21 protein-coding genes are annotated in these 20,312 nt (G+C 61.2%); 13 read left to right on the forward strand and 8 right to left on the reverse strand.

From position 1 onward, the window contains the following. Positions 1-38: 38 nt before the first annotated feature. Together AC02Y0_RS16845 and AC02Y0_RS16850 are read right to left on the reverse strand one after the other, a co-directional pair. Positions 39-383, reverse strand: coding sequence for a LapA family protein (locus tag AC02Y0_RS16845; RefSeq protein WP_444558572.1), 345 nt, complete (start codon positions 381-383; stop codon positions 39-41). A 93-nt stretch (positions 384-476) separates the two neighbouring features. After that, on the reverse strand, positions 477-779 hold the full coding sequence (locus AC02Y0_RS16850) for an integration host factor subunit beta (protein ID WP_054149157.1): 303 nt from the start codon (positions 777-779) through the stop codon (positions 477-479). Positions 780-1,081: 302 nt separating this feature from the next. On the opposite strand from AC02Y0_RS16850, the gene AC02Y0_RS16855 reads away from it, so the two are divergent. The 6 genes from AC02Y0_RS16855 (at position 1,082) to ptsN (ending at position 6,175) form a co-directional block, all read left to right on the forward strand. Then, a complete protein-coding gene (locus AC02Y0_RS16855; protein ID WP_102020759.1) occupies positions 1,082-1,765 on the forward strand; it encodes an LPS export ABC transporter periplasmic protein LptC in 684 nt (227 codons plus the stop codon). Next, positions 1,762-2,313: an LptA/OstA family protein gene (locus AC02Y0_RS16860; RefSeq protein WP_102020758.1), complete on the forward strand. Its 552-nt coding sequence runs from the start codon at positions 1,762-1,764 to the stop codon at positions 2,311-2,313. The genes AC02Y0_RS16855 and AC02Y0_RS16860 overlap by 4 nt, the downstream gene beginning before the upstream one ends. 21 nt (positions 2,314-2,334) lie before the next feature. After that, positions 2,335-3,135, forward strand: a complete 801-nt coding sequence (gene lptB / locus AC02Y0_RS16865; protein WP_444558620.1) for an LPS export ABC transporter ATP-binding protein — start codon at positions 2,335-2,337, stop codon at positions 3,133-3,135. Between the two features lie 140 nt (positions 3,136-3,275). Continuing rightward, positions 3,276-4,844: an RNA polymerase factor sigma-54 gene (rpoN, locus tag AC02Y0_RS16870; protein ID WP_476380016.1), complete on the forward strand. Its 1,569-nt coding sequence runs from the start codon at positions 3,276-3,278 to the stop codon at positions 4,842-4,844. 223 nt (positions 4,845-5,067) lie between these two features. After that, the gene (hpf, locus tag AC02Y0_RS16875) at positions 5,068-5,643 is read left to right on the forward strand and encodes a ribosome hibernation-promoting factor, HPF/YfiA family (protein ID WP_112247436.1); all 576 of its coding nucleotides are present in this window, start codon (positions 5,068-5,070) and stop codon (positions 5,641-5,643) included. A 67-nt stretch (positions 5,644-5,710) separates the two neighbouring features. Then, a complete protein-coding gene (gene ptsN / locus AC02Y0_RS16880; protein ID WP_102020754.1) occupies positions 5,711-6,175 on the forward strand; it encodes a PTS IIA-like nitrogen regulatory protein PtsN in 465 nt (154 codons plus the stop codon). Between the two features lie 79 nt (positions 6,176-6,254). Here the strand turns inward: ptsN and grpE are convergent, their stop codons facing one another. Further along, entirely contained in the window at positions 6,255-6,881 is a 627-nt protein-coding gene (grpE, locus tag AC02Y0_RS16885) for a nucleotide exchange factor GrpE (RefSeq protein WP_476380017.1), read from the reverse strand. A gap of 102 nt (positions 6,882-6,983) precedes the next feature. Further along, positions 6,984-8,072: a heat-inducible transcriptional repressor HrcA gene (hrcA, locus tag AC02Y0_RS16890; protein ID WP_166602486.1), complete on the reverse strand. Its 1,089-nt coding sequence runs from the start codon at positions 8,070-8,072 to the stop codon at positions 6,984-6,986. Between the two features lie 171 nt (positions 8,073-8,243). On the opposite strand from hrcA, the gene rph reads away from it, so the two are divergent. The 4 genes from rph to AC02Y0_RS16910 are packed head-to-tail and all read left to right on the forward strand — an operon-like array spanning position 8,244 to position 11,566. Then, entirely contained in the window at positions 8,244-8,960 is a 717-nt protein-coding gene (gene rph / locus AC02Y0_RS16895) for a ribonuclease PH (RefSeq protein ID WP_476380018.1), read from the forward strand. 23 nt (positions 8,961-8,983) lie between these two features. Beyond that, a complete protein-coding gene (rdgB, locus tag AC02Y0_RS16900; protein WP_476380019.1) occupies positions 8,984-9,628 on the forward strand; it encodes an RdgB/HAM1 family non-canonical purine NTP pyrophosphatase in 645 nt (214 codons plus the stop codon). 4 nt (positions 9,629-9,632) lie between these two features. Next, the gene (gene hemW, locus AC02Y0_RS16905; protein WP_476380020.1) at positions 9,633-10,814 is read left to right on the forward strand and encodes a radical SAM family heme chaperone HemW; all 1,182 of its coding nucleotides are present in this window, start codon (positions 9,633-9,635) and stop codon (positions 10,812-10,814) included. Between the two features lie 14 nt (positions 10,815-10,828). Next, entirely contained in the window at positions 10,829-11,566 is a 738-nt protein-coding gene (locus AC02Y0_RS16910) for a class I SAM-dependent methyltransferase (protein WP_476380021.1), read from the forward strand. Between the two features lie 79 nt (positions 11,567-11,645). Here the strand turns inward: AC02Y0_RS16910 and dnaA are convergent, their stop codons facing one another. From dnaA to mutM, 4 genes are all read right to left on the reverse strand, one after another. After that, positions 11,646-13,196, reverse strand: coding sequence for a chromosomal replication initiator protein DnaA (gene dnaA, locus AC02Y0_RS16915; protein WP_476380022.1), 1,551 nt, complete (start codon positions 13,194-13,196; stop codon positions 11,646-11,648). A gap of 819 nt (positions 13,197-14,015) precedes the next feature. After that, a complete protein-coding gene (rpsT, locus tag AC02Y0_RS16920) occupies positions 14,016-14,282 on the reverse strand; it encodes a 30S ribosomal protein S20 (protein WP_102020747.1) in 267 nt (88 codons plus the stop codon). 242 nt (positions 14,283-14,524) lie between these two features. Next, positions 14,525-15,298 (reverse strand): enoyl-CoA hydratase, encoded by a 774-nt coding sequence (locus AC02Y0_RS16925; protein WP_476380023.1) that lies wholly within the window; start codon positions 15,296-15,298, stop codon positions 14,525-14,527. A gap of 30 nt (positions 15,299-15,328) precedes the next feature. Further along, complete coding sequence (gene mutM / locus AC02Y0_RS16930; RefSeq protein ID WP_476380024.1) at positions 15,329-16,219, reverse strand: bifunctional DNA-formamidopyrimidine glycosylase/DNA-(apurinic or apyrimidinic site) lyase; 891 nt, start codon at positions 16,217-16,219, stop codon at positions 15,329-15,331. Positions 16,220-16,356: 137 nt separating this feature from the next. Between mutM and ubiE the strand changes: the two genes are divergently transcribed. The 3 genes from ubiE (at position 16,357) to AC02Y0_RS16945 (ending at position 20,312) form a co-directional block, all read left to right on the forward strand. Continuing rightward, positions 16,357-17,133: a bifunctional demethylmenaquinone methyltransferase/2-methoxy-6-polyprenyl-1,4-benzoquinol methylase UbiE gene (ubiE, locus tag AC02Y0_RS16935; protein ID WP_476380025.1), complete on the forward strand. Its 777-nt coding sequence runs from the start codon at positions 16,357-16,359 to the stop codon at positions 17,131-17,133. 5 nt (positions 17,134-17,138) lie between these two features. Further along, positions 17,139-18,713, forward strand: coding sequence for a 2-polyprenylphenol 6-hydroxylase (gene ubiB / locus AC02Y0_RS16940; RefSeq protein ID WP_476380026.1), 1,575 nt, complete (start codon positions 17,139-17,141; stop codon positions 18,711-18,713). 111 nt (positions 18,714-18,824) lie between these two features. Continuing rightward, on the forward strand, positions 18,825-20,312 hold the full coding sequence (locus AC02Y0_RS16945) for a sensor histidine kinase (protein WP_476380027.1): 1,488 nt from the start codon (positions 18,825-18,827) through the stop codon (positions 20,310-20,312).

Consider the following 20,312-nt stretch of genomic DNA (forward strand, 5'->3'; position numbering starts at 1 on the left):
ATTTGCCGCGAGCGACCGTCGCTCAGGTTTGCTGGGGCTTAGCGTGCGCCTAACTGGGGAAGGGTCGAGCCGGCAATCTCTTCGGCCCGCGTCTTCTGCCGGTCGGCTTCGGCCTGCCACTGCTGGGCCATGCGCGACTGGCTGCGGGCCTTCTTGCGGTGTTTGCCTTGAGTGAACCAGGTGACCGTGGCGCCGAGAAGGACGCCGAGCATGACTGCCACGATTAGGAAGACGAAGAGGGGCGCGGAAACGGACAGCGCCTGATCCGCCGGATTGAACGGGTTGAGGGCCAGATTGACCGAGGCACGGTTGGCAACGGCCAGAACGACCAACAGCACACCGAGCGGAAGGAATACCACGAGGCTCACGATTTTCCGGACCATCTCGACAACTCCCTCATCTCTTCAGGCCCCCTGCCGGGACCTCTCAGAGGTTCAAGTTAAGGACAGAGGCGGAATTTTCAACGCGAAAAGCGCTTATTCGTCGTCTTCGTCGCCCATGCCGGGGTTCAGACGCTCGCGCAGTTCCTTGCCGGTCTTGAAGAAGGGCACCCACTTTTCCTCGACGAAGACTGTCTCGCCGGTGCGCGGGTTGCGTCCGGAGCGGGAGGGGCGATTCTTGACCGAAAAGGCGCCGAAGCCACGCAGCTCCACGCGATTGCCGGCTGCCAGCGCGTCGGTGATCTCGTCCAGGACTGCATTTACGATATTTTCGACATCCCGGTGATAGAGATGCGGATTACGGGCCGCGACGATCTGCACCAATTCCGACTTTATCACGCGGACCCCCTGAATTTTCTAATGTGACGTGAGTGCTGACAAAGGTGCCAAAGCAAAAAAGCTCAGTCAAGGAACAACTTAACCATAAAGTGCCGGCTTTGCGAGTGCTATGACGCCCATCACACGCGGATTCGTGAACGACACTGCCTCACTTTCTCCGCGGGACCGCTGCACCGTCGATCTGGCATGCTTCTTGTAATGGGCCTGCCACAATCCATATTGGCAACATCCCATAGACATGCGAAACGACGAGAATGGGCGAGCGGGCTGCGGCTGGCCGCCATGAAAACGGGTTCCTGTTAATGCTGCAATCAACACATGATGGCGCGCCGGCCACTGGACACGGCTCCGGTGCGGACACCTATCGCAGGGCGATGAGCCATTCGCGGCGTGTGCGGCGTCTGCGCATTCTGCTGCCGGTCGTGGCACTCGGGATCACGCTTGCCTTCGTCGCGGTGTCCCTCGTGCGCGGCCTCATGCCGGACGAGCTGCAGATCGAATCCGCCAAGATCGAAGATGGCAAGGTCGTCATGGAGAAGCCGGCGATCGCGGGCCGCAATTCCGAAGGCGTTCGCTATTCGCTGCGGGCCGAACGCGCCCTGCAGGATATCAAGAACCCCAACATGATCACGCTCGAGTCGATCGCTGCAGCCGTGCCCGTCAATGACAAGGTCCTGGCCCGCGTGGTGGCGACGAGCGGCATCTTCGATCGGGGTGCCAACCTTCTCAATCTCGACAAACCGTTCACCCTGAATTTGAGCAGCGGCATCGACGCCCAGTTTGGCTCCGCCAATCTCGACATCGGCGGTGGCACCATGAAGACAGACGACCCGGTGGCTATCCAGACCAAAGGCGCGTCGATTGTTGCGAACTCGCTCGAGATGAAGGATAAGGGGCGAACCATGATATTTACGGGCGCCGTCAAGTTGAACATCGAGCCGTCCGCCCTTCGCAGCAATCGGTCAATGGAAGCCGCCCAGCCATGATTCACCGCTCCTTCGCCAAGATTTCCGTCGCTGGCTTCCTCCTGCTTTCCGCAAGCGGCTTCACCGCGCTTGTCTCGGCTCAGACAACCAGCAGCCAGATGGATGGGCTCAAGCTTTCCAACGACCAGCCGATCCAGATCGAAAGCGATGCGCTCGAGATCCGCGAGGCGGAAAAGAAGGCTTTCTTCACCGGCAATGTGAAGGTGGTTCAGGGCACGACGACCCTGCAGGCCGGCTCCATGACGGTTCTCTATCGCGGCGAGGGCACAACGGTTACGCAGGGTAATGCCGACATCGAAAAGATCGATGTGATGGACAAGGTCTTCCTGCAGTCGGAGACGCAGCAGGCGACGGCCGACAAGGGCTATTTCGACATGACCAAGCAGGTCTTCGTGCTCGAAGGCGAGCGGGTCGTTCTGTCCGAGGGGCAGAACGTCTTCGTAGGCTGCAAGCTCACCGTCCAGATGAATTCTGGCCAGGCCAAGCTCGACAGCTGCGGCCGGCGCGTCCAGATTCAGCTCGACCCAAAATCCCAGAAGAGCAACTGACGGGTCAGCGTGAACGTGCACATTCCCTTCCTTACCAAGTCCAAGCAGGCCAAGAAGCCGGCTGCCCCGGCAATCCTGCCGGGTGACAAGTCGCGCTATGAAGGCACGCTGATCGCCCACGGGCTGACCAAGACCTACAATTCCCGTCGTGTGGTGAATGGCGCCTCGCTCGTGGTTCGCCGTGGTGAGGCCGTCGGCCTGCTCGGGCCGAACGGTGCCGGCAAGACGACCTGTTTCTACATGATCACCGGTCTCGTGCCGGTGGATGCCGGAACGATCTCGATCAACGGCAATGATGTAACCTCTATGCCGATGTACCGCCGCGCCCGCCTTGGCGTCGGCTATCTGCCGCAGGAAGCGTCGATCTTTCGCGGCCTGACCGTAGAAGAGAACATCCGCGCGGTGCTCGAGGTGCATGTGACCGACAAGCGTCAGCGCGAAGCCAAGCTCGACGAGCTTCTCGCTGAATTCCATATCGAGAAACTGCGCAAATCCCCGGCAGTCGCACTGTCTGGCGGTGAACGCCGTCGCCTTGAAATCGCCCGCGCGCTGGCAACCGATCCGACCTTCATGCTGCTCGACGAACCGTTTGCCGGCGTCGATCCGATCTCGGTTTCCGATATCCAGAACCTGGTGCGGCACCTGACGGCGCGCGGCATCGGCGTTCTCATCACCGACCACAATGTGCGCGAGACGCTCGGCCTGATCGACCGGGCCTATATCATTCATGCCGGCGAAGTTCTGACCCACGGCCGCGCCAACGACATCGTCAACAATGCCGATGTCCGTCGCCTCTATCTTGGCGAACAGTTCAGCCTCTGAGGGCTGGACGAAGAAAACGCCACCCCAGCCCCTCCTGCGGCTTGACCAAAGTAAAATAAAAAGCAATTTTTGGGCCAAGTGGATTTTCCCGCCATTAATGGCGGGATTTCGGGGGAATGTAGGGGAGTCGAACGTCCGCCATGGCCTTATCCGCCAACCTATTCCTGCGACAAAGCCAGTCTTTGGTGATGACTCCGCAGCTGATGCAATCCATTCAGCTGTTGCAGATGACTCACCTGGAACTGATGCAGTTCATCGCGCAGGAAGTGGAGCGCAATCCGCTGCTCGAAATGGCAGCAGATGACGGAGATTTGGGCGGCGAGCTTCCCGACAATGCCGATCGCCACAGCGCAAGCACGCAGCAGGACAGCCAGACCACGGTCGATGAGTTTGCGGCACCTCCCTCGCTCGACAGCGACTGGTACGAGAACGACGCCAGCGATCGGCTGAACGATCGCCTCGACACCAATTATGACACCGCCTTTGCCGACGAGGGATCTGCCCAGCGGCCCGACGCGCCCGAGCTGCTGGGACAATGGAAGTCGATGCCAGGGCAATCCGGCGATGGGAGCGAGAGCTTCGACCTCGATGATTTCGTCGCGGGTCAGGTTAGCCTGCGCGACCATCTGAACCAGCAAATTCCTTTCGCGCTGAGCGCCGCCCCCGATCAATTGCTCGCCTCCGTGCTTGTCGACCATCTCGACGAAGCCGGCTATCTGCGGGCTGATCTCCAGGATGTCGCTGAGAGGCTCGGGCTTTCGCTCGCGGCGGTCGAGGGCGTGCTCACCACCCTGCAGACGCTGGAACCTGCCGGTGTCTTTGCGCGCTCGCTCAGCGAATGCCTGGCGATCCAGCTGCGCCAGCGAGACCGGTATGATCCGGCCATGGCCGTGCTTGTCGACAATCTCGAGCTTCTGGCGAAGCGCGATTTCGCGGCGCTGAAAAAGATCTGCGGTGTCGACGAGGAAGACCTGATCGACATGCTGTCGGAGATCCGCAAACTCAATCCGAAGCCGGGCAGTTGCTTCGAACATGAGGCGAGCGAATCCGTTACGCCCGACATCGTGGTGCGCGCCGACGGGATTGGCGGCTGGCGGGTGGAACTGAACCCGGACGCCCTGCCCCGGGTTCTGGTGAACCACAGCTACATGGCAGCGGTTCGTCCCGGGACGGCGAAGGATGCGCCGGATCAGGCCTTCATGTCGGAATGTCTGCAGAATGCCAACTGGCTGACGCGCAGCCTGGACCAGCGTGCGAAGACGATTACCAAGGTCGCGGCCGAGATCGTGCGCCAGCAGTCGGCTTTTCTCGATCACGGGGTCGATCACCTGCGTCCGCTCAATCTCAAGACGATCGCAGACGCCATCAAGATGCACGAATCGACGGTAAGCCGCGTTACCACCAACAAATACATGATGACGCCGCGCGGGCTGTTCGAGCTCAAATATTTCTTCAGCGTTTCCATCGCCTCGGCAGAGGGCGGTGACAGCCATTCGGCAGAATCTGTCCGGCATCGCATCCGTGCCCTGATTGCCCAGGAAAGCCCCGAGGCCGTGCTTTCCGACGACGATATCGTCGATCAGCTGAAGTCCGGCGGTGTCGATCTCGCACGCCGAACGGTCGCCAAATATCGGGAGGCGATGAACATCCCCTCCTCCGTCCAGAGGCGCCGGGAAAAGCGGGCCATGGCCAAGGTTTCGGCCGTCTGACGGACACCTTCCGGACGCAAAGATTAACAGGACATTGACTCTTCCTCAGATGGCGGCTAGAAGCGCGCCGCAATCGACAGCGCACACTGTTGCCCGAGGGCAAGAACCCTCGACTACGCCCGACAAACGAAGGCACAGACTGACCGAACCGCTCGAAAAGCTTGGACGCGGGCGTCGCTTGGCGTAAAATGGAGACGCAACCAATCATAAGAAGGGAAACTCCATGAGTGTGCGTGTATCCGGCAAGCAGATGGAAATCGGTGAAACGTTCCGGCAGCGGATCGAGGATCGGATCCAGGATGCGGTTACCAAGTACTTCGACGGAGGGTATTCCGGGCAAGTGGTCGTCACGAAGTCGCAGTCGCGCTTCGCGGCCGATTGCCTGGTGCATCTCGATACCGGCGCAAACCTGCATGCCGCAGGCGAGGCCAATGATCCGCAAGTGGCCTTCGACACCGCTTTCGAGCGCGTCGAGAAGCGCCTGCGCCGTTACAAGCGCAAGCTGAAGGATCATCACGCGGGCGAGGCTCAGAACGCGTCGATCGAGGTGGCCTACACGGTCATGGATTCTGTGGACGACGATCACGAGGAACTGCCGGACGACTACGCGCCGACAATCGTGGCCGAAAGCACCAAAAAGCTTCGGACCATGTCCGTTGCCTCGGCGGTTATGGCTCTCGACATGACGGATGACCCGGTTCTTCTGTTCAGAAACCCGGGAAGTGAACAATTGAATATCGTTTATCGTCGTAATGACGGTAATATCGGGTGGATCGATTCCGCCAACATCAAAGGCTGAAGATCGGCTTGGGCGACTGCGCACTGCAGTCGCCCGCTCCTCGATCCGAGGCATGAAGGACATTGATATGGCATTGGCAGATTTGCTGCAGCAGGATGCTGTCGTACCGGCCCTCCGGGTGAACTCCAAGAAGCAGCTGCTTCAGGAACTTGCGGCCAAAGCCTCAAAGCTTACCGACATTCCGGAACGGGAAATTTTCGACGTGATCCTGCAGCGCGAGCGTCTTGGCTCGACCGGCGTGGGTAACGGCATCGCCATCCCGCATGGCAAACTCAACAAGATCAGCAAGATCACCGGCATTTTCGCCCGTCTGGAAACGCCCGTGGACTTCGAGGCCCTGGACGACCAGCCGGTCGATCTCGTCTTCCTGCTGCTGGCGCCGGAAGGCGCAGGTGCGGACCATCTGAAGGCTCTGTCTCGGATTGCACGCGTGCTGCGCGACCACGATCTCGTGGCCAAGCTGCGCGCGACCGAATCGGCATCGGCGATCTACACCTTCCTCAACGAGGAACAGGCTTCGAACGCCGCCTGAGGCCATTACGCCTCCCAATCAGCTCAAGAAAAAAGCGCCTCGTGAGGCGCTTTTTTTATTCAACCATGATCACGGCCGATCACGCCTTGGCGCTATCCTCTGAGGCGGCATCCGTCTTCGGGCCACCCTTGGCGACGCCGACCATGGCCGGACGGAGAACTCGGTCGCCGATGGCGTAGCCTGCCTGGACGACCTGGACGACCGTGTTGTTGGCGACATTCGGGTTCGGAACCTCGAACATGGCCTGGTGGAAGTTGGGGTCGAACTTCTGGCCTTCAGCTTCAATCTTGCGCACACCATGGCGCTCGAGCGTGGCCAGCATGCCGCGCTCGGTCATTTCCACGCCCTCGATCAATGCCGTCATCGTGGCATCGGCAGAGGCGCGGGCTTCGTCCGGCAGGGTCTCGATGGCGCGGCGCAGATTGTCGGAAACCGACAGCATGTCGCGGGCAAAGCCGGTCACGGCATAGGACTTGGCATCTTTGACTTCACGATCCGTGCGGCGGCGCAGATTGTCCATCTCGGCTGCCAGGCGCAGGAAACGATCGCGCAGGTCGGCATTCTCGGCCTTCAAGGCTTCGACGGGATCGACCTGTCGTTCCGACGCGCCCTCTTCCTCGCCTGCAGCCTGCTGTTCAGCCGCTTCGGTTGCGTGCGCCTCGTGGGCGGCCGCGTCAGGTCCGTTCTTGTTGGTTTCTTCGGTCATGACGTTCTCCGAATGGTTTTAGGTGTTCGAACTCTCGGTGTCGAATTCGTGCCCGATATCAGGGTTTGGTGTGAAAAAATCAAGGGTTGGCGGCAAATCCGCCTAACGACTGCCGCGCGAGAGCCTTGCCATCAACTGCGCGGTGTAGTCGACCATGGGCACGATGCGCGAATAGTTGAGCCGAGTGGGGCCGATGACGCCGACTGCGCCGACGATCCGGTCTTCGCCGTCTCTATAAGGTGCGACGATCAGGGACGAGCCGGAAAGCGAGAAGAGCTTGTTCTCCGAGCCGATGAAGATGCGCACACCGGGTCCGCTTTCGGCAAGGTCGAGGATCTCGATCAGGCTTTCCTTGCGTTCCAGGTCGTCGAAGAGCAGTCGAAGACGATCGATGTCATCGGAACCTGCCAGGCCTTCGAGCAGATTGGCGCGACCGCGAACGATGAGCCGTGCCGGCTGCTTTTCCGCGACTTCGCCCGACCAAACCGCGAGCCCGCGCTCGACGAGGTCCTGCGACAGGGTATCGAGTTCGCTTGCGACCTGCGTCTTGAGCTTCTCGATCTGGCTGCGCAGTTCCCGCATCGTCTGGCCGGCGAGATTGGCGTTCAGGAAATTGGCCGCTTCCGTCAGCTGGGAGGCGGTGACACCGGCCGGCAGATCAATGATGCGGTTTTCAATCTGGTTATGCTCGCCGACCAGAACGGCGAGCGCCTTGGTCGGCTCCAGCCGGATGAATTCGACATGCTTGAGGATCGGATCGTTCTTCGATGAAATGACGAGGCCCGCGCCCCGCGACAGCCCGGAGAGCATGCGGCTCGCTTCGGTCAGCATGGCTTCCATCGGCTGATCGGCGCTGGTCGGTCGGATCTGGCGCTCGATTTCGTCGCGCTCGCCGTCCGAGAGATCGCCGATCTGCATGAAGGCATCGACGAAGAAGCGCAGGCCAGCTTGCGTCGGTAGCCGTCCGGCACTGACATGCGGGGCATAGATGAGGCCGAGGTCTTCGAGGTCGCTCATCACGTTGCGCACGGAGGCGGGCGATAGCGACATCGGGAGGAGGCGCGACAGATTGCGCGAGCCAAGGGGATCACCGGAGTCGAGATAGGTCTCGACGATACGGCGAAATACCTCCCGGGAACGATCGTCCAGGGACGCGGAAACGTCTGCTACGGTTGTCTTCAGTGATGCCATTGGCGCAGCGGACAGGATCTCAGATGTTTCATGCTGGAAATATAGTCACTGCGCGATGGATGACCAAGCGGTAATTCCGGGTCTTCGTGCCTCTCGGCGCTGCGGGATGGTTTTTCTTTGCAAATGGCAGGCTCCCTCCTTAGAAGGCAACAGACAACCCAGGAGATTACGATGCGGCCATCCGGCAGAAAAACCGACCAAATGCGCAAGGTTTCGTTCGAGCGCAATTTTTCCAAGCATGCGGAAGGCTCCTGCCTGGTGAAGTTCGGCGATACGCATGTGCTGTGCACCGCGAGCCTTGAAGAAAAGACGCCGCCATGGCTGCGCAATTCTGGCAAGGGCTGGGTGACGGCCGAATACGGCATGCTGCCGCGCGCCACCGGCGAGCGCATGCGCCGCGAGGCATCGTCCGGCAAACAGAGCGGTCGCACGCAGGAAATCCAGCGGCTGATCGGTCGCTCGCTGCGGGCCATCGTCGACCTGGAAGCGCTCGGCGAGCGGCAGATCTCGATCGACTGCGACGTCATCCAGGCGGATGGCGGCACACGCACGGCGGCGATCACGGGTGCATTCATTGCCCTGCATGATTGCCTGAAGTGGATGGAAACCCGTAGCATGATCAAGGTCGAGAAGGTCCTGAAGGACCATATCGCGGCCGTTTCCTGCGGGATCTTCGCCAGCCAGCCGGTGATCGACCTCGATTACCTGGAAGACTCGGCGGCTGAGACCGATGCCAACTTCGTCATGACCGGTTCCGGCGGCATCGTCGAAATCCAGGGCACGGCCGAAGGCAAGCCGTTCAGCCAGGACGAATTCCTGATCCTGCTCGGCCTCGCAAGAAACGGTATCGACGAACTGGTCGCGCTGCAGAAGCAGGCGATCGGCTGAGACGAAAGGCCGGAGAGGCATCCATGCGTAAACTCGACACCCGCACCATCGTCGTTGCCAGCCACAATGCCGGCAAGATCGCTGAGATCGCCGACCTGATTGGCCCCTTCGGCTTTTCGGCGAAGTCGGCCAAGGACCTCAACTTCGTCGAGCCGGATGAAACCGGTACGACCTTCGAGGAGAATGCGGCGATCAAGGCGCAGGCTTCGGCCAAGGCCTCGGGCCTGCCCGCCCTCTCCGACGACAGCGGCCTTGTCATCGACGCGCTTGACGGTGCGCCTGGCGTCTACACGGCCAACTGGGCCGAGCGCGAGGATGGCAGCCGCGACTTCGCCATGGCGATGGAGAAGGTCGAGAAGGCGCTTGCAGAGCGCGGCGCGACCGAGTCTGCGCAGCGGACCTGCCGCTTCGTCAGCGTGCTCTGTCTTGCCTGGCCTGACGGTCATACGGAATTCTTCCGCGGCGAGGTCGAGGGCACCGTTGCCTTGCCGCCGCGTGGGTCAGCCGGTTTCGGCTACGACCCTATCTTCCAGCCGGAGGGGCATGAGCGCACCTTTGGCGAGATGACGGCGGACGAGAAGCATGGCTGGAAGCCCGGCGATGCGGCGGCCCTTTCGCATCGTGCACGGGCCTTCAAGCTCTTCGTCGAAACCTGCCTGGAGGCCTGAGGCTTTGACCGATCGGTCCTTCACGCTGCTGCCCGACACGGGAGAACCCGGCTTCGGCGTTTATGTGCATTGGCCCTTCTGCGCGGCCAAGTGCCCTTACTGTGACTTCAACAGCCATGTGCGGCACCAGCCGGTGGATCAGGCGCGTTTCGTTGCGGCCTTCCTTGCCGAGCTCAAGGCCGTGCGCGCGCTGTCGGGCCCGAAGACGGTCACCAGCGTCTTCATGGGCGGTGGCACGCCCTCGCTGATGGACCCATCAACGGTCGGGGCGATCCTCGACGGGATCGCCGCCAACTGGCACATGCCGGATGGTATCGAGATCACGATGGAGGCGAACCCATCCAGCGTCGAGGCAACCCGCTTCCACGGCTACCGGGCGGCTGGCGTGAACCGCGTTTCGCTGGGCGTGCAGGCGCTGAACGATCCGGACCTGCGCTTCCTCGGACGCCTGCATGACGTCGCGGATGCGCTGAAAGCCATCAAGCTGGCGCGCGAGATCTTTCCGCGCATGTCCTTCGACCTGATCTACGCCCGTCCGAACCAGACGGTGGAGGCCTGGGAGCGTGAGCTCAAGGAAGCCATGTCCTACGCGGTCGATCATCTGTCATTGTACCAACTGACGATCGAGGAAGGCACGGCCTTCTACGGCCTGCACAAGGCGGGCAAACTGATCGTGCCTGACGATGAGCATGCGGCGACGCTTTACGAGGCGACGCAGGAGATTACGGCACGCGAGGGGCTGCCGGCCTACGAGGTTTCCAACCACGCCCGCCCGGGTGCGGAGAGCCGGCATAACCTGACCTATTGGCGCTACGGCGATTATGCCGGTATCGGACCCGGCGCGCATGGACGGCTGACGCAGGGGCGGACGAAGATTGCCACCGTCGCTGAACGGCATCCGGAGACCTGGCTTTCCGCCGTCGAGCAGAGCGGCCATGGGATCATCGAGCGCGAAGAGCTGGATCACGAGGCCCAAGCCGACGAGCTTCTGTTGATGGGTCTTCGGCTGCGCGAAGGGGTCGATCTCGCCCGCTGGCAGCAGCTTTCCGGTCGCGATCCCGATCCGGACAAGGAGCAGTTTCTGCTCGAGCAGGGCTTCATCGAGCGGCTCGGCAATTCGCGGCTGCGCTGCACCCCGCCGGGCATGCTGATCCTCGACGCCGTCGTCGCCGATCTCGCCTGCTGAGGGAGTGAGAGACGATGCCGGTCGATCCAGCCTTTGCCCGCTTCGACATGGCCCGCCTCTATGACGCCTTCAACCATCATGGCGAAGACGGCGACTTCTACGAGAATTTCACCAAGACTCCCTGCCGCGTGCTCGACATCGGATGCGGCACGGGATCGGTGACGCTGCGCCTAGCAAACCGTGGCCACACGGTCACCGGCGTCGATCCGGCACACGGCATGCTGCAAGTCGCGCGGATGAAGGATGGGCAAGGTCGGGTAGCGTGGGTTCAGGCACCCGCTGCCGAGTTTACGCTTCCCGATCGTTTCGACCTCGCCATCATGACGGGGCATGTCTTCCAGGTCTTTTTCGACGATGCCGAAACCCTGGCTGCCTTGCGCAACATTCACCGACACATGGTACCGGGCGCCAGGCTGATCCTTGAAAGCCGCAATCCGCAAGACAAAGCCTGGCAAGACTGGACGCGGGAGAAGACACGCGAACAGCGGGTCATCGACGGCATTGGGCCGGTCGACGTCTATTACCAGATCAAGGATGTCGAGGGTGAACACGTGACCTTCGATGCGGTCTTCACGATCGAGGCCACGGGCGAGACCCTGGTCAGCGAGAGCCGGCTGAGGTTTGCGCCGGTGGAAACCATCCGGGGCCTGCTCTCCGCTGCGGGATTCGGCGAGGTCGAGCTTCTCGGCTGGTGGGATGGCACACCCTATTCGGAAGCCAGCCCCGAGATCATCGCGATCGCCCGCGCCTGAACCCATATCCGCATACGAAAAGGCCACCGCGAACCCATATTCAGGGATCGCGGTGGCCTATATCTCTGCGACTGGTCGCTTATTCGTTGATCAGGCGGCGCAGCAGCTCGATTTCCTGCGACAGCTTCTGGTCGGCCGAGATCAGTTCTTCGATCTTGCGCACGGCATGCAATACGGTCGTGTGGTCACGTCCGCCGAAGCGACGGCCGATCTCCGGGAAGGAGCGCGGGGTCAGCGTCTTCGACAGATACATGGCGATCTGGCGCGGCTTGACGATGACGCGGGTGCGGCGGTTCGACACCAGTTCCTGGCGCGAAACATTGTAGTGGCGGGCGACGACGCGCTGGATGTCTTCAATGCGCACGCGCTTCTGGTCACCGGCACCAACGAGGTGGGCGAGCAGTTCATCGACGCGTTCGATCGACAGGTTCGGCTCGAAGGAGCGACGGAAGAGCAGCTGGTTGAAGGCGCCTTCCAGATCACGGCCGCTGCTGGTGATGTTGCGCGCAACGTGTTCCAGGATGTCAGCAGGGATATCGATCGACGGATCGTCCTTGCGGACAACGTCCAGGCGCGACTTCATCATGTCGAGGCGCATGTCGTAGTCGGGCGCTTCCATTTCGATGGCAACGCCACCCTGGAGACGCGAACGGACGCGCGGATCGAGCGATTCCAGCTCCCAGGGCGCGCGGTCGGCGGCAACGACGACCTGCTTGGCGCTGTCGAGCAGCATGTTGAGCAGATGGCAGAATTCGTGCTGGATCATCTTCCCCTGCAGGAACTGCATGTCGTCGATGATCAGGAGGTCGATGTTGCGCAGCGAGTCCTTCAGCGTCAGGGCATCATTGTCGCGGATCGCCGTTGCGAAACGCCACATGAAGTATTCGGCGGTCAGGTAGACGACGCGCGGCTGGCGCGGGCTATGAACCGCGGCATTGGCGATCGCCTGCAGCAGGTGCGTCTTGCCGAGACCAACCGAGGAATGAATGAAGAGCGGGTTGAAGCGCACAGCGCCGGCGCCTGCTTCCGCAATCGTCTTGGCGGCCGCGAGGGCCACGCGGTTGGACGCGCCTTCGACGAAGCCGTCAAAGGTGTAGCGGCTGTCGAGCGGCGAGCCGAAGAGCGGGCCGCTCTGGCTGCGCGCCGTGGTGCCGGAGGAGGAGGCCTGCGGGGTTGCGATCTGGCCGATCGACTGGGGGCCGGACTTGCGGACGGCTGCGGGCTGTGCCGCCTCGGCGCCGGCAGGACGATCTTCGGCCTGCGGACCACGGGTGCTGCGGCTTGCGCTGCGCACCATGATCTCGACCTTGAGGATCGACGGATCCTCGGCCTGGAAGATCGATGTGATGAGATCGAGGTAACGGTTGTTGATCCACGACTTCAGAAAGGTGGTGGGTACCGTCAGGCGCACCACGCTCTTCGATGCGGAATGGAGCTTCAAGCGTCCAAACCAGCTCTGGTAGACGTCGACCCCGACCTGGGCCTTCAGTCGCTTGCTGAAGCGGTCAAAGAGATCGTTATGCTTCATATCGGCGTTCTCTCCTGCTCCTTCGGAGCACGTGGCGCCGAGCGCCGAATGTGCATTGTCCCCGTTCGCCAATGCACCGGCCGTCATAGAGTTCATATGCATGTTGCCGCCTTCCAAATTCATTCCAGGTGCCGGGCGTTTCTATCGCCGTCCGACAGCCGCTTCATCTCAAGTCGATCCGAACGGATCGACGGTCCCCGAACGCGTCACGTCAGCGCTTCAGCCAAAAGCGCCTGCATGACTTGCCCCTCGCCTCCCTCACGGCGCTGGTCGCTCCATATGCACAAACCACATCCTCGACATGCGGCTCGACATTTACCGGCCCGGTCTGCAACACTGCAGACAAGGCACAAATCGTCATCGCGCGGAAACGGCTACGTCTCCGATGCAACGCCGATTACTTTATGAGAAAACGGAATGGAAACACTCCGCTCCGGCAAAGGCGACTTGTCTTGTGGGCATTGCTGCCGTTCAGACCGTCGTTTCGGGCTAGTCCCTCGCCCTTTGCTGAGACACATTAAGGCAGGATCAAATGTGAAGATCAACACCGATTTTTAGGCTATCGGGCGCTTGGACCATTGACTCTTCGTACTTCATTTTTGCGTCACATTCGGCCGAAAAAGAATCGCTTTTGAATCAAGGAGATTCCCAAACGGGCACAAAATGGGCCTCTCGCAAAGCGAAAAAATAAAATTTCTCTTGACTCACGAGGGGGCCAACTTCCCCCAGGGTGAAGTGGCGATGGAACAAGGCACCTCCCTGAACCTATTGAATTATCAGGATTTTTTATGTCACCGGACTGACAAGATGCAGTGCAGCAGGAAGCCCTAAAACATCAATTTCCGGTAAGACGCAGCGGAAACGACAAAAAGCCCGGCGCAACGCCAGGCTCTTCAGATTTTGTCGAAAAGGTGTCTTAAATTAGACAGCCAGGGCCTTCACACGAGCGGCCAGACGCGAGATCTTGCGCGATGCCGTGTTGGCGTGAACCACGCCCTTGGTGGCGGCGCGCTGGATCTCCGGCTGAGCAGCCTGGAGGGCGTCCTTGGCAACCGCTGCGTCACCAGAAGCGATGGCTTCCTCGACCTTGCGGATGAAACCACGGACCCGCGAACGACGAGCCTTGTTGACTGCAGTACGGGCAGCGATCTTGCGGGTCGCCTTCTTCGCCGAAGCTGTATTGGCCATAGATGCCTCTCTCGAATTCAAACCAAAGCCCACCATCGCCGCGTCGGGTCGTTGCGACCTGCCATACCAGCACATGGGAAGCTGTTTCATGGGAAAAGCGCATCGGCTTTCCCAACCGTGGGCGGGCATATAGCGGGAAAGCGGGAATGCGTCAACGCGGATTCTGCAGATAACGCGCCGTCCCTGTACCAAAGTCACGGAATGGAAGCGATGCGACCAGATCCGTGACTTTGGTATCACGCCTACCTGTTCTTGAAGGCGGGCTTCCGCTTCTCGACGAAGGCCGCCATGCCTTCCTTCTGGTCTTCGGTGGCGAAGAGCGAATGGAAAAGCCGACGCTCGGAACGCAGCCCTTCGGCCAAGGTCTGCTCGAAGGCGCGGTTGACCGCCTCCTTGGCCATCATGACTGACGGCAGGGAGAAAGACGCGATCTTGGCGGCGGCTTCCATCGCCTCATCGAGAAGACGCTCGGGCTCGACAACGCGGGCGACGAGCCCCGCACTCTCGGCTTCTGCCGCATCCATCATGCGGCCGGTGAGGCAGAGATCCATGGCCTTGGCCTTGCCGACCGCATGCGTGAGCCGCTGCGAGCCACCCATGCCGGGGATGATGCCCAGCGTGATCTCGGGCTGGCCGAACTTCGCGGTCTTCGAGGCGATGATGAAATCGCACATCATGGCGAGCTCGCAGCCACCGCCCAGCGCAAAGCCAGAGACGGCCGCGATCAACGGCTTGCGGAAGCCGGCGATCTCGTCCCAGCCGCCGATGAAGCCGCCGGTATATGCATCGACGAATTCGAGCGACTGCATTTCCTTGATATCGGCGCCAGCGGCAAAGGCCTTCTCCGACCCGGTGATCACGACGGCACCCACGGTCGCATCAGCCTGCAGCTCGGCCAGAAGCTGGCGAAGCTCGCGCATCACGGTCGAGTTCAGGGCGTTCAGCGCCTGGGGCCGGTTGAGCGTGACAAGCGCCACGCGGTCACGGCGTTCCATCAGCAGGGTTTCAAATGACATGGCGTCCTCCCTTGTGCGGCCTTAGAGGCCTTATTTCTGGCAGCGGCTACAATAGAATGTCGAGCGGCCGGATTGAACTATCCTTTCGACGGTACCCCCACAACCATCGGTGAGACACGGCTCGCCCTCGCGGTCATAGGCGCGGAAGGAATGCTGGAAGTAACCGAGCGTGCCATCCGCCTGGATGTGGTCGCGCAGCGAAGAGCCGCCCGCCTGGATCGCATCGATGATGACGTCGCGGATAGACTGGGTCAGCAACGCAAGCTCCGCCTTGGGGTTGCCCTTTGCCGTCACCAAGGTCGCCACCTTGCGGGTGGGCGACAAATGCGAGCGCCAAAGCGCCTCGCAGACATAGATATTACCGAGACCGGCGATCACCTTCTGATCGAGCAGCGCGCCCTTCAGTGGCTGGCTGCGTCCGGCAAAGCGCGTGGCGAGATAATCGGCGGACAGCATATTACCGACAGGCTCGGGACCCAGATCGCGGAAGGCGGGATAGGTGTCGAGTTCTGATCGAGCCATTAGCTCCATGAAGCCGAAACGGCGCGGGTCATTATAGATGACACGGAGCGGGCCATCGGCCCCGTCCAGATGGAAGACGACGTGATCGTGCTTCTCGTCCTTGCTGCGCTCATGGTGGAAGACGCCAGGCGCCTCCACCGCAGCTCCTGCCTCGATGCGGAAGGAGCCGGACATGCCGAGATGGGCAATCACGGTCAGGTCATCCTCAAGGTCGATCAGCAGGTATTTTGCGCGCCGCGACAGGGCTTCGATCCGGCGCCCCTCGACCCTTGCGGCAAAATCGCGCGGCAGGGGGAAGCGCAGATCAGGGCGGCGCAACTCCAGGCGCCTGACCCGCGCGCCTTCCATTGTCGGCGCCAAGCCGCGACGTACCGTCTCTACCTCTGGCAATTCCGGCATTTCAGCCCATCTTTCTGTTTGAACCGCTTCTTTAAAGGTCTATAGACCAGCCAGCCTTCGGCTTCTTCAGCGCAGATAGCGCGTCGGAAGCCTTTTCGCTATGGTCTGCCGACCGTTCCGTTACGTGGAGTGAACCGATGACTGCAAGCCGCATTTCCGCCGAAGGCGGCATGGAAACCTCCTACGGGTTCCGCCAGGTCGACGAGCAGGAAAAGCAGGGCCTGGTCAATGATGTCTTCCACAAGGTGGCCAAGCGCTACGACATCATGAACGATGTGATGTCGGCCGGTCTGCACCGCGTCTGGAAGGATGCGCTGGTCGCCTCGCTCAATCCCCGCAAGGATGCCAACTATAAGGTGCTCGACGTAGCCGGCGGCACGGGTGACATCGCGTTCCGCATAGTGGAAGCCTCCAATCGGCTGGCCCATGCGACCGTACTCGACATCAACGGCTCGATGCTCGGGGTCGGTGCTGAACGCGCAGAGAAGAAGGGGCTCTCCCCCAATCTCACCTTCGTCGAGGCCAATGCCGAGAGCCTGCCCTTCGAGGACGCCACTTTCGACGCCTATACGATCGCGTTTGGCATTCGCAACGTGCCGCATATCGATGTGGCGCTGTCGGAAGCTTTCCGCGTGTTGAAACGGGGCGGACGGCTTCTGGTGCTGGAATTCTCGGAAGTCGAACTTCCGCTGCTCGACAAGGTTTATGATGCCTGGTCGTTCAACGCGATCCCGCGCTTCGGCAAGATGATTACCGGTGACGCCGAGCCCTACCAGTATCTGGTGGAATCGATCCGCAAATTCCCCAACCAGCCTGACTTTGCGCGGATGATCGAGCGCGCTGGCTTCTCCAATGTCCGCTTCACCAACTATACCGGCGGCATCGCGGCATTGCATTCCGGCTGGAAGATCTAAGCCGCATGAGCACGATCGGGGCATATTTCCGCCTGGCGCGGGTCGGCTGGGTGCTGGTGCGGGAAGGTGTTGTCGCGGCGCTGCCCTCCGAGGGTCTACCGCCGCTCGTCGGCATCGCCAAGGCCGCCGTCGCGCCGTTGGCGCGCAGCCGGGCGAAGTCCGTAGACCGTTCTGACAGGCTTGCGAGTGCGGTGGCACGGCTCGGTCCCTCCTATGTGAAGATCGGCCAGTTCCTCGCGACGCGCCCCGATGTCGTCGGTGCGGATTTTGCCGAAGATCTCGCAGGCCTTCAGGATCGGATGGCCTTTTTCCCCACCGAGGCGTCCAGGTCGACGATCCAGGAGTCACTCGGTCGTCCGGTCACCGAGCTCTATACGCATTTCGGCGAACCGATCGCTGCAGCCTCCATCGCGCAGGTGCATCCGGCCGAGGTCGCAACGCCCGATGGCCCCCGCAAGGTTGCGGTCAAAGTCATCCGCCCGGGCGTGCGCAAGCGTTTCGCCGCCGATCTTGAGGCCATGTATCTCGTCTCCCACCTGCAGGAGCGCTTCATTCCCAATTCGCGGCGCCTGCGCCCCGTCGAGGTGACGAAGACGCTTGAGCAGACCACCAAGGTCGAGATGGATCTTCGGCTCGAGGCAGCAGCGCTGTCCGAAATTGCCGAAAACACCAAGGCCGATCCGGGCTTCCGCGTGCCAGAAGTCGACTGGGAGCGCACCGGCCGCGACGTCGTCACCATGGAATGGATCGACGGCGTCAAGATGTCCGACGTCGAGGGCCTGAGGGCCGCCGGCCACGATCTCAATGCGCTCGCCGACACGCTGATCCAGTCCTTCCTGCGCCATACGCTGCGGGATGGCTTCTTCCATGCCGACATGCATCCCGGCAATCTGTTCGTCGATCCCACAGGCATGATCGTTGCGGTCGACATGGGCATCGCCGGCCGGCTTGGAAAGAAGGAACGGCGCTTCCTCGCCGAGATCCTCTACGGCTTCATCACGCGCGACTACATGCGCGTGGCTGAGGTGCATTTCGAGGCGGGCTATGTGCCGTCGCACCATAATGTCGCGAGCTTCGCCCAGGCGATCCGGGCAATTGGCGAGCCTATCCATGGGCAGCCGGCCGAGACCATCTCGATGGGCAAGCTGCTGACGCTCCTGTTCGAGGTCACCGAAATCTTCGACATGGAAACGCGTCCCGAACTGGTGATGCTGCAGAAGACGATGGTGGTCGTCGAAGGTGTTTCCCGCATACTCAATCCCCGCTTCAATATGTGGAAGGCCGCCGAGCCGGTCGTTTCTCACTGGATCCGCGACAATCTCGGGCCGAAGCGCATCGCCACCGACCTCAAGGACGGCGCCAAGGCAGCGCTCAGACTTGCTGAAGCGTTGCCGGAGATCGCCGCCAAGACCGAGAAGCTGCATGGCGAGATCGTGCGGATGAGCGAGGAAGGCCTTCGTTTCGATGCCGATACTGCGGAGCGGATCGGGCGGGCCGAGGCGCGGCATACCAGGCTCGGGCGTGTGGCGCTCTGGGTCATCGCCGTGGCTGCCGTCGTCATTGCGGCGCAGTTGTCCTGAGCCGCCTCATCGGCAGCAGGTAAACCAAATTTTCTTGATCTTTCGATGGAACAAAGTCGTGAATGCCGCGTTGGAACGGCGTTACGCTTTTCTTGTTCCTTCAGGAGTTCCATGTCCGCCACCCAAACCGGCTTCGTCCGGTCCACGCTGCTCTTCCTCCTGATCGGCACCGGAATTCTCATCGGGATCATCGTCGCGACCTTCGGTCTCGTCGAGCGCACGCGCTCGACCTTCGACTACATCCTGCAGGAACGTAACATCCGCCGCATGGCGGCCAATCTGATGCAGAAGCTGACCGATGCCGAGACGGGGCAGCGCGGCTTTGTCATCACCCGCGACGAATTGTTCCTGCAACCCTATGAAGGCGCCGCAAGCGAAATTCGTGACGACGTGGAAGCCCTGGCACTCGCTGTGAAAGATCGCCCGATCAAAGCGCAGCAGATGGATGCCCTGCGCGACAAGGTGCGGGGCAAGCTCGCGGAGATGGGGCAGGCAATCAACCTCGTGCGCAGCGGCGAGCAGGACCAGGCAATCGAACTGGTTCAGAGCGATGTCGGCCGCGAATTGATGAACGACATCCGCCAGATGCTGGATGAGTTCAAGGAACTGTCCGACGCCAATGTCGACAGCGGGACGAAAGACCAGCTCTCGGCCACGCAGCAATTGCAGTGGATCACGATCGGCGGGGGTATCGCGATCATCGCCGTGATGGGCGGAGCAATTCTCGTGGTTGCCCAGCATGTGCGTGCATTGGCGTCTTCGAGACGCGAAGTCGAAGTGCTCAACCAGGGCCTGGAAGCACGCGTCGCCGAGCGTACTGAAGATCTCATGCAGGCGAACCAGGAAATCCAGCGTTTTGCCTATATCGTCACGCATGACCTGCGGGCGCCGCTCGTCAACATCATGGGCTTCACCGCCGAACTGGACGCTTCGCTGAAGGCCCTGCAGGCCTATGTGCTGAACGACGGCAAGCCGGTGTCGGAAGACCAGATCCGGGAGGCGCGACTGGCGGCTTCCGAGGATCTGCCGGAGGCCATCGGCTTCATTCGTTCGTCGACCAAGAAGATGGACGGCTTGATCAATGCCATTCTGAAGATTTCCCGCGACGGACGGCGTCAGCTGAAGCCCGAAATCGTTGAGCTGCAGCCATTGCTGGAAACGATCACCAACAGCGTGTATCACCAGATCAGCGAGAGCGACGGCAAGATCGATCTCGACATCCAGGCCCCTCGTCTCAATACCGACCGGCTCTCGGTCGAACAGATTCTCGGTAACCTTTTCGATAATGCTATCAAATACAAGCATCCGGATCGGCCCTTGACCCTCGCCGTCCGAACCACGCCCGAAGGGCGACACATGGTTCGGATCGAAGTGGAGGACAACGGCCGTGGCATTGCAGAACAGGACCACGAACGCATCTTCGAACTCTTCCGCCGTTCCGGTCAGCAGGACCAGTCCGGCGAAGGCATCGGCCTTGCTCATGTCCGCTCGCTCGCGCGGAATCTCGGGGGAGAAATCACCGTTCGCTCCCAATTCGGAGAGGGATCGACGTTCGTCCTGCGACTGCCATCTGACCTGTCACGCTTGGTACGGAGTTGA

Source organism: Allorhizobium sp. nf9_anc, from assembly GCF_056323085.1.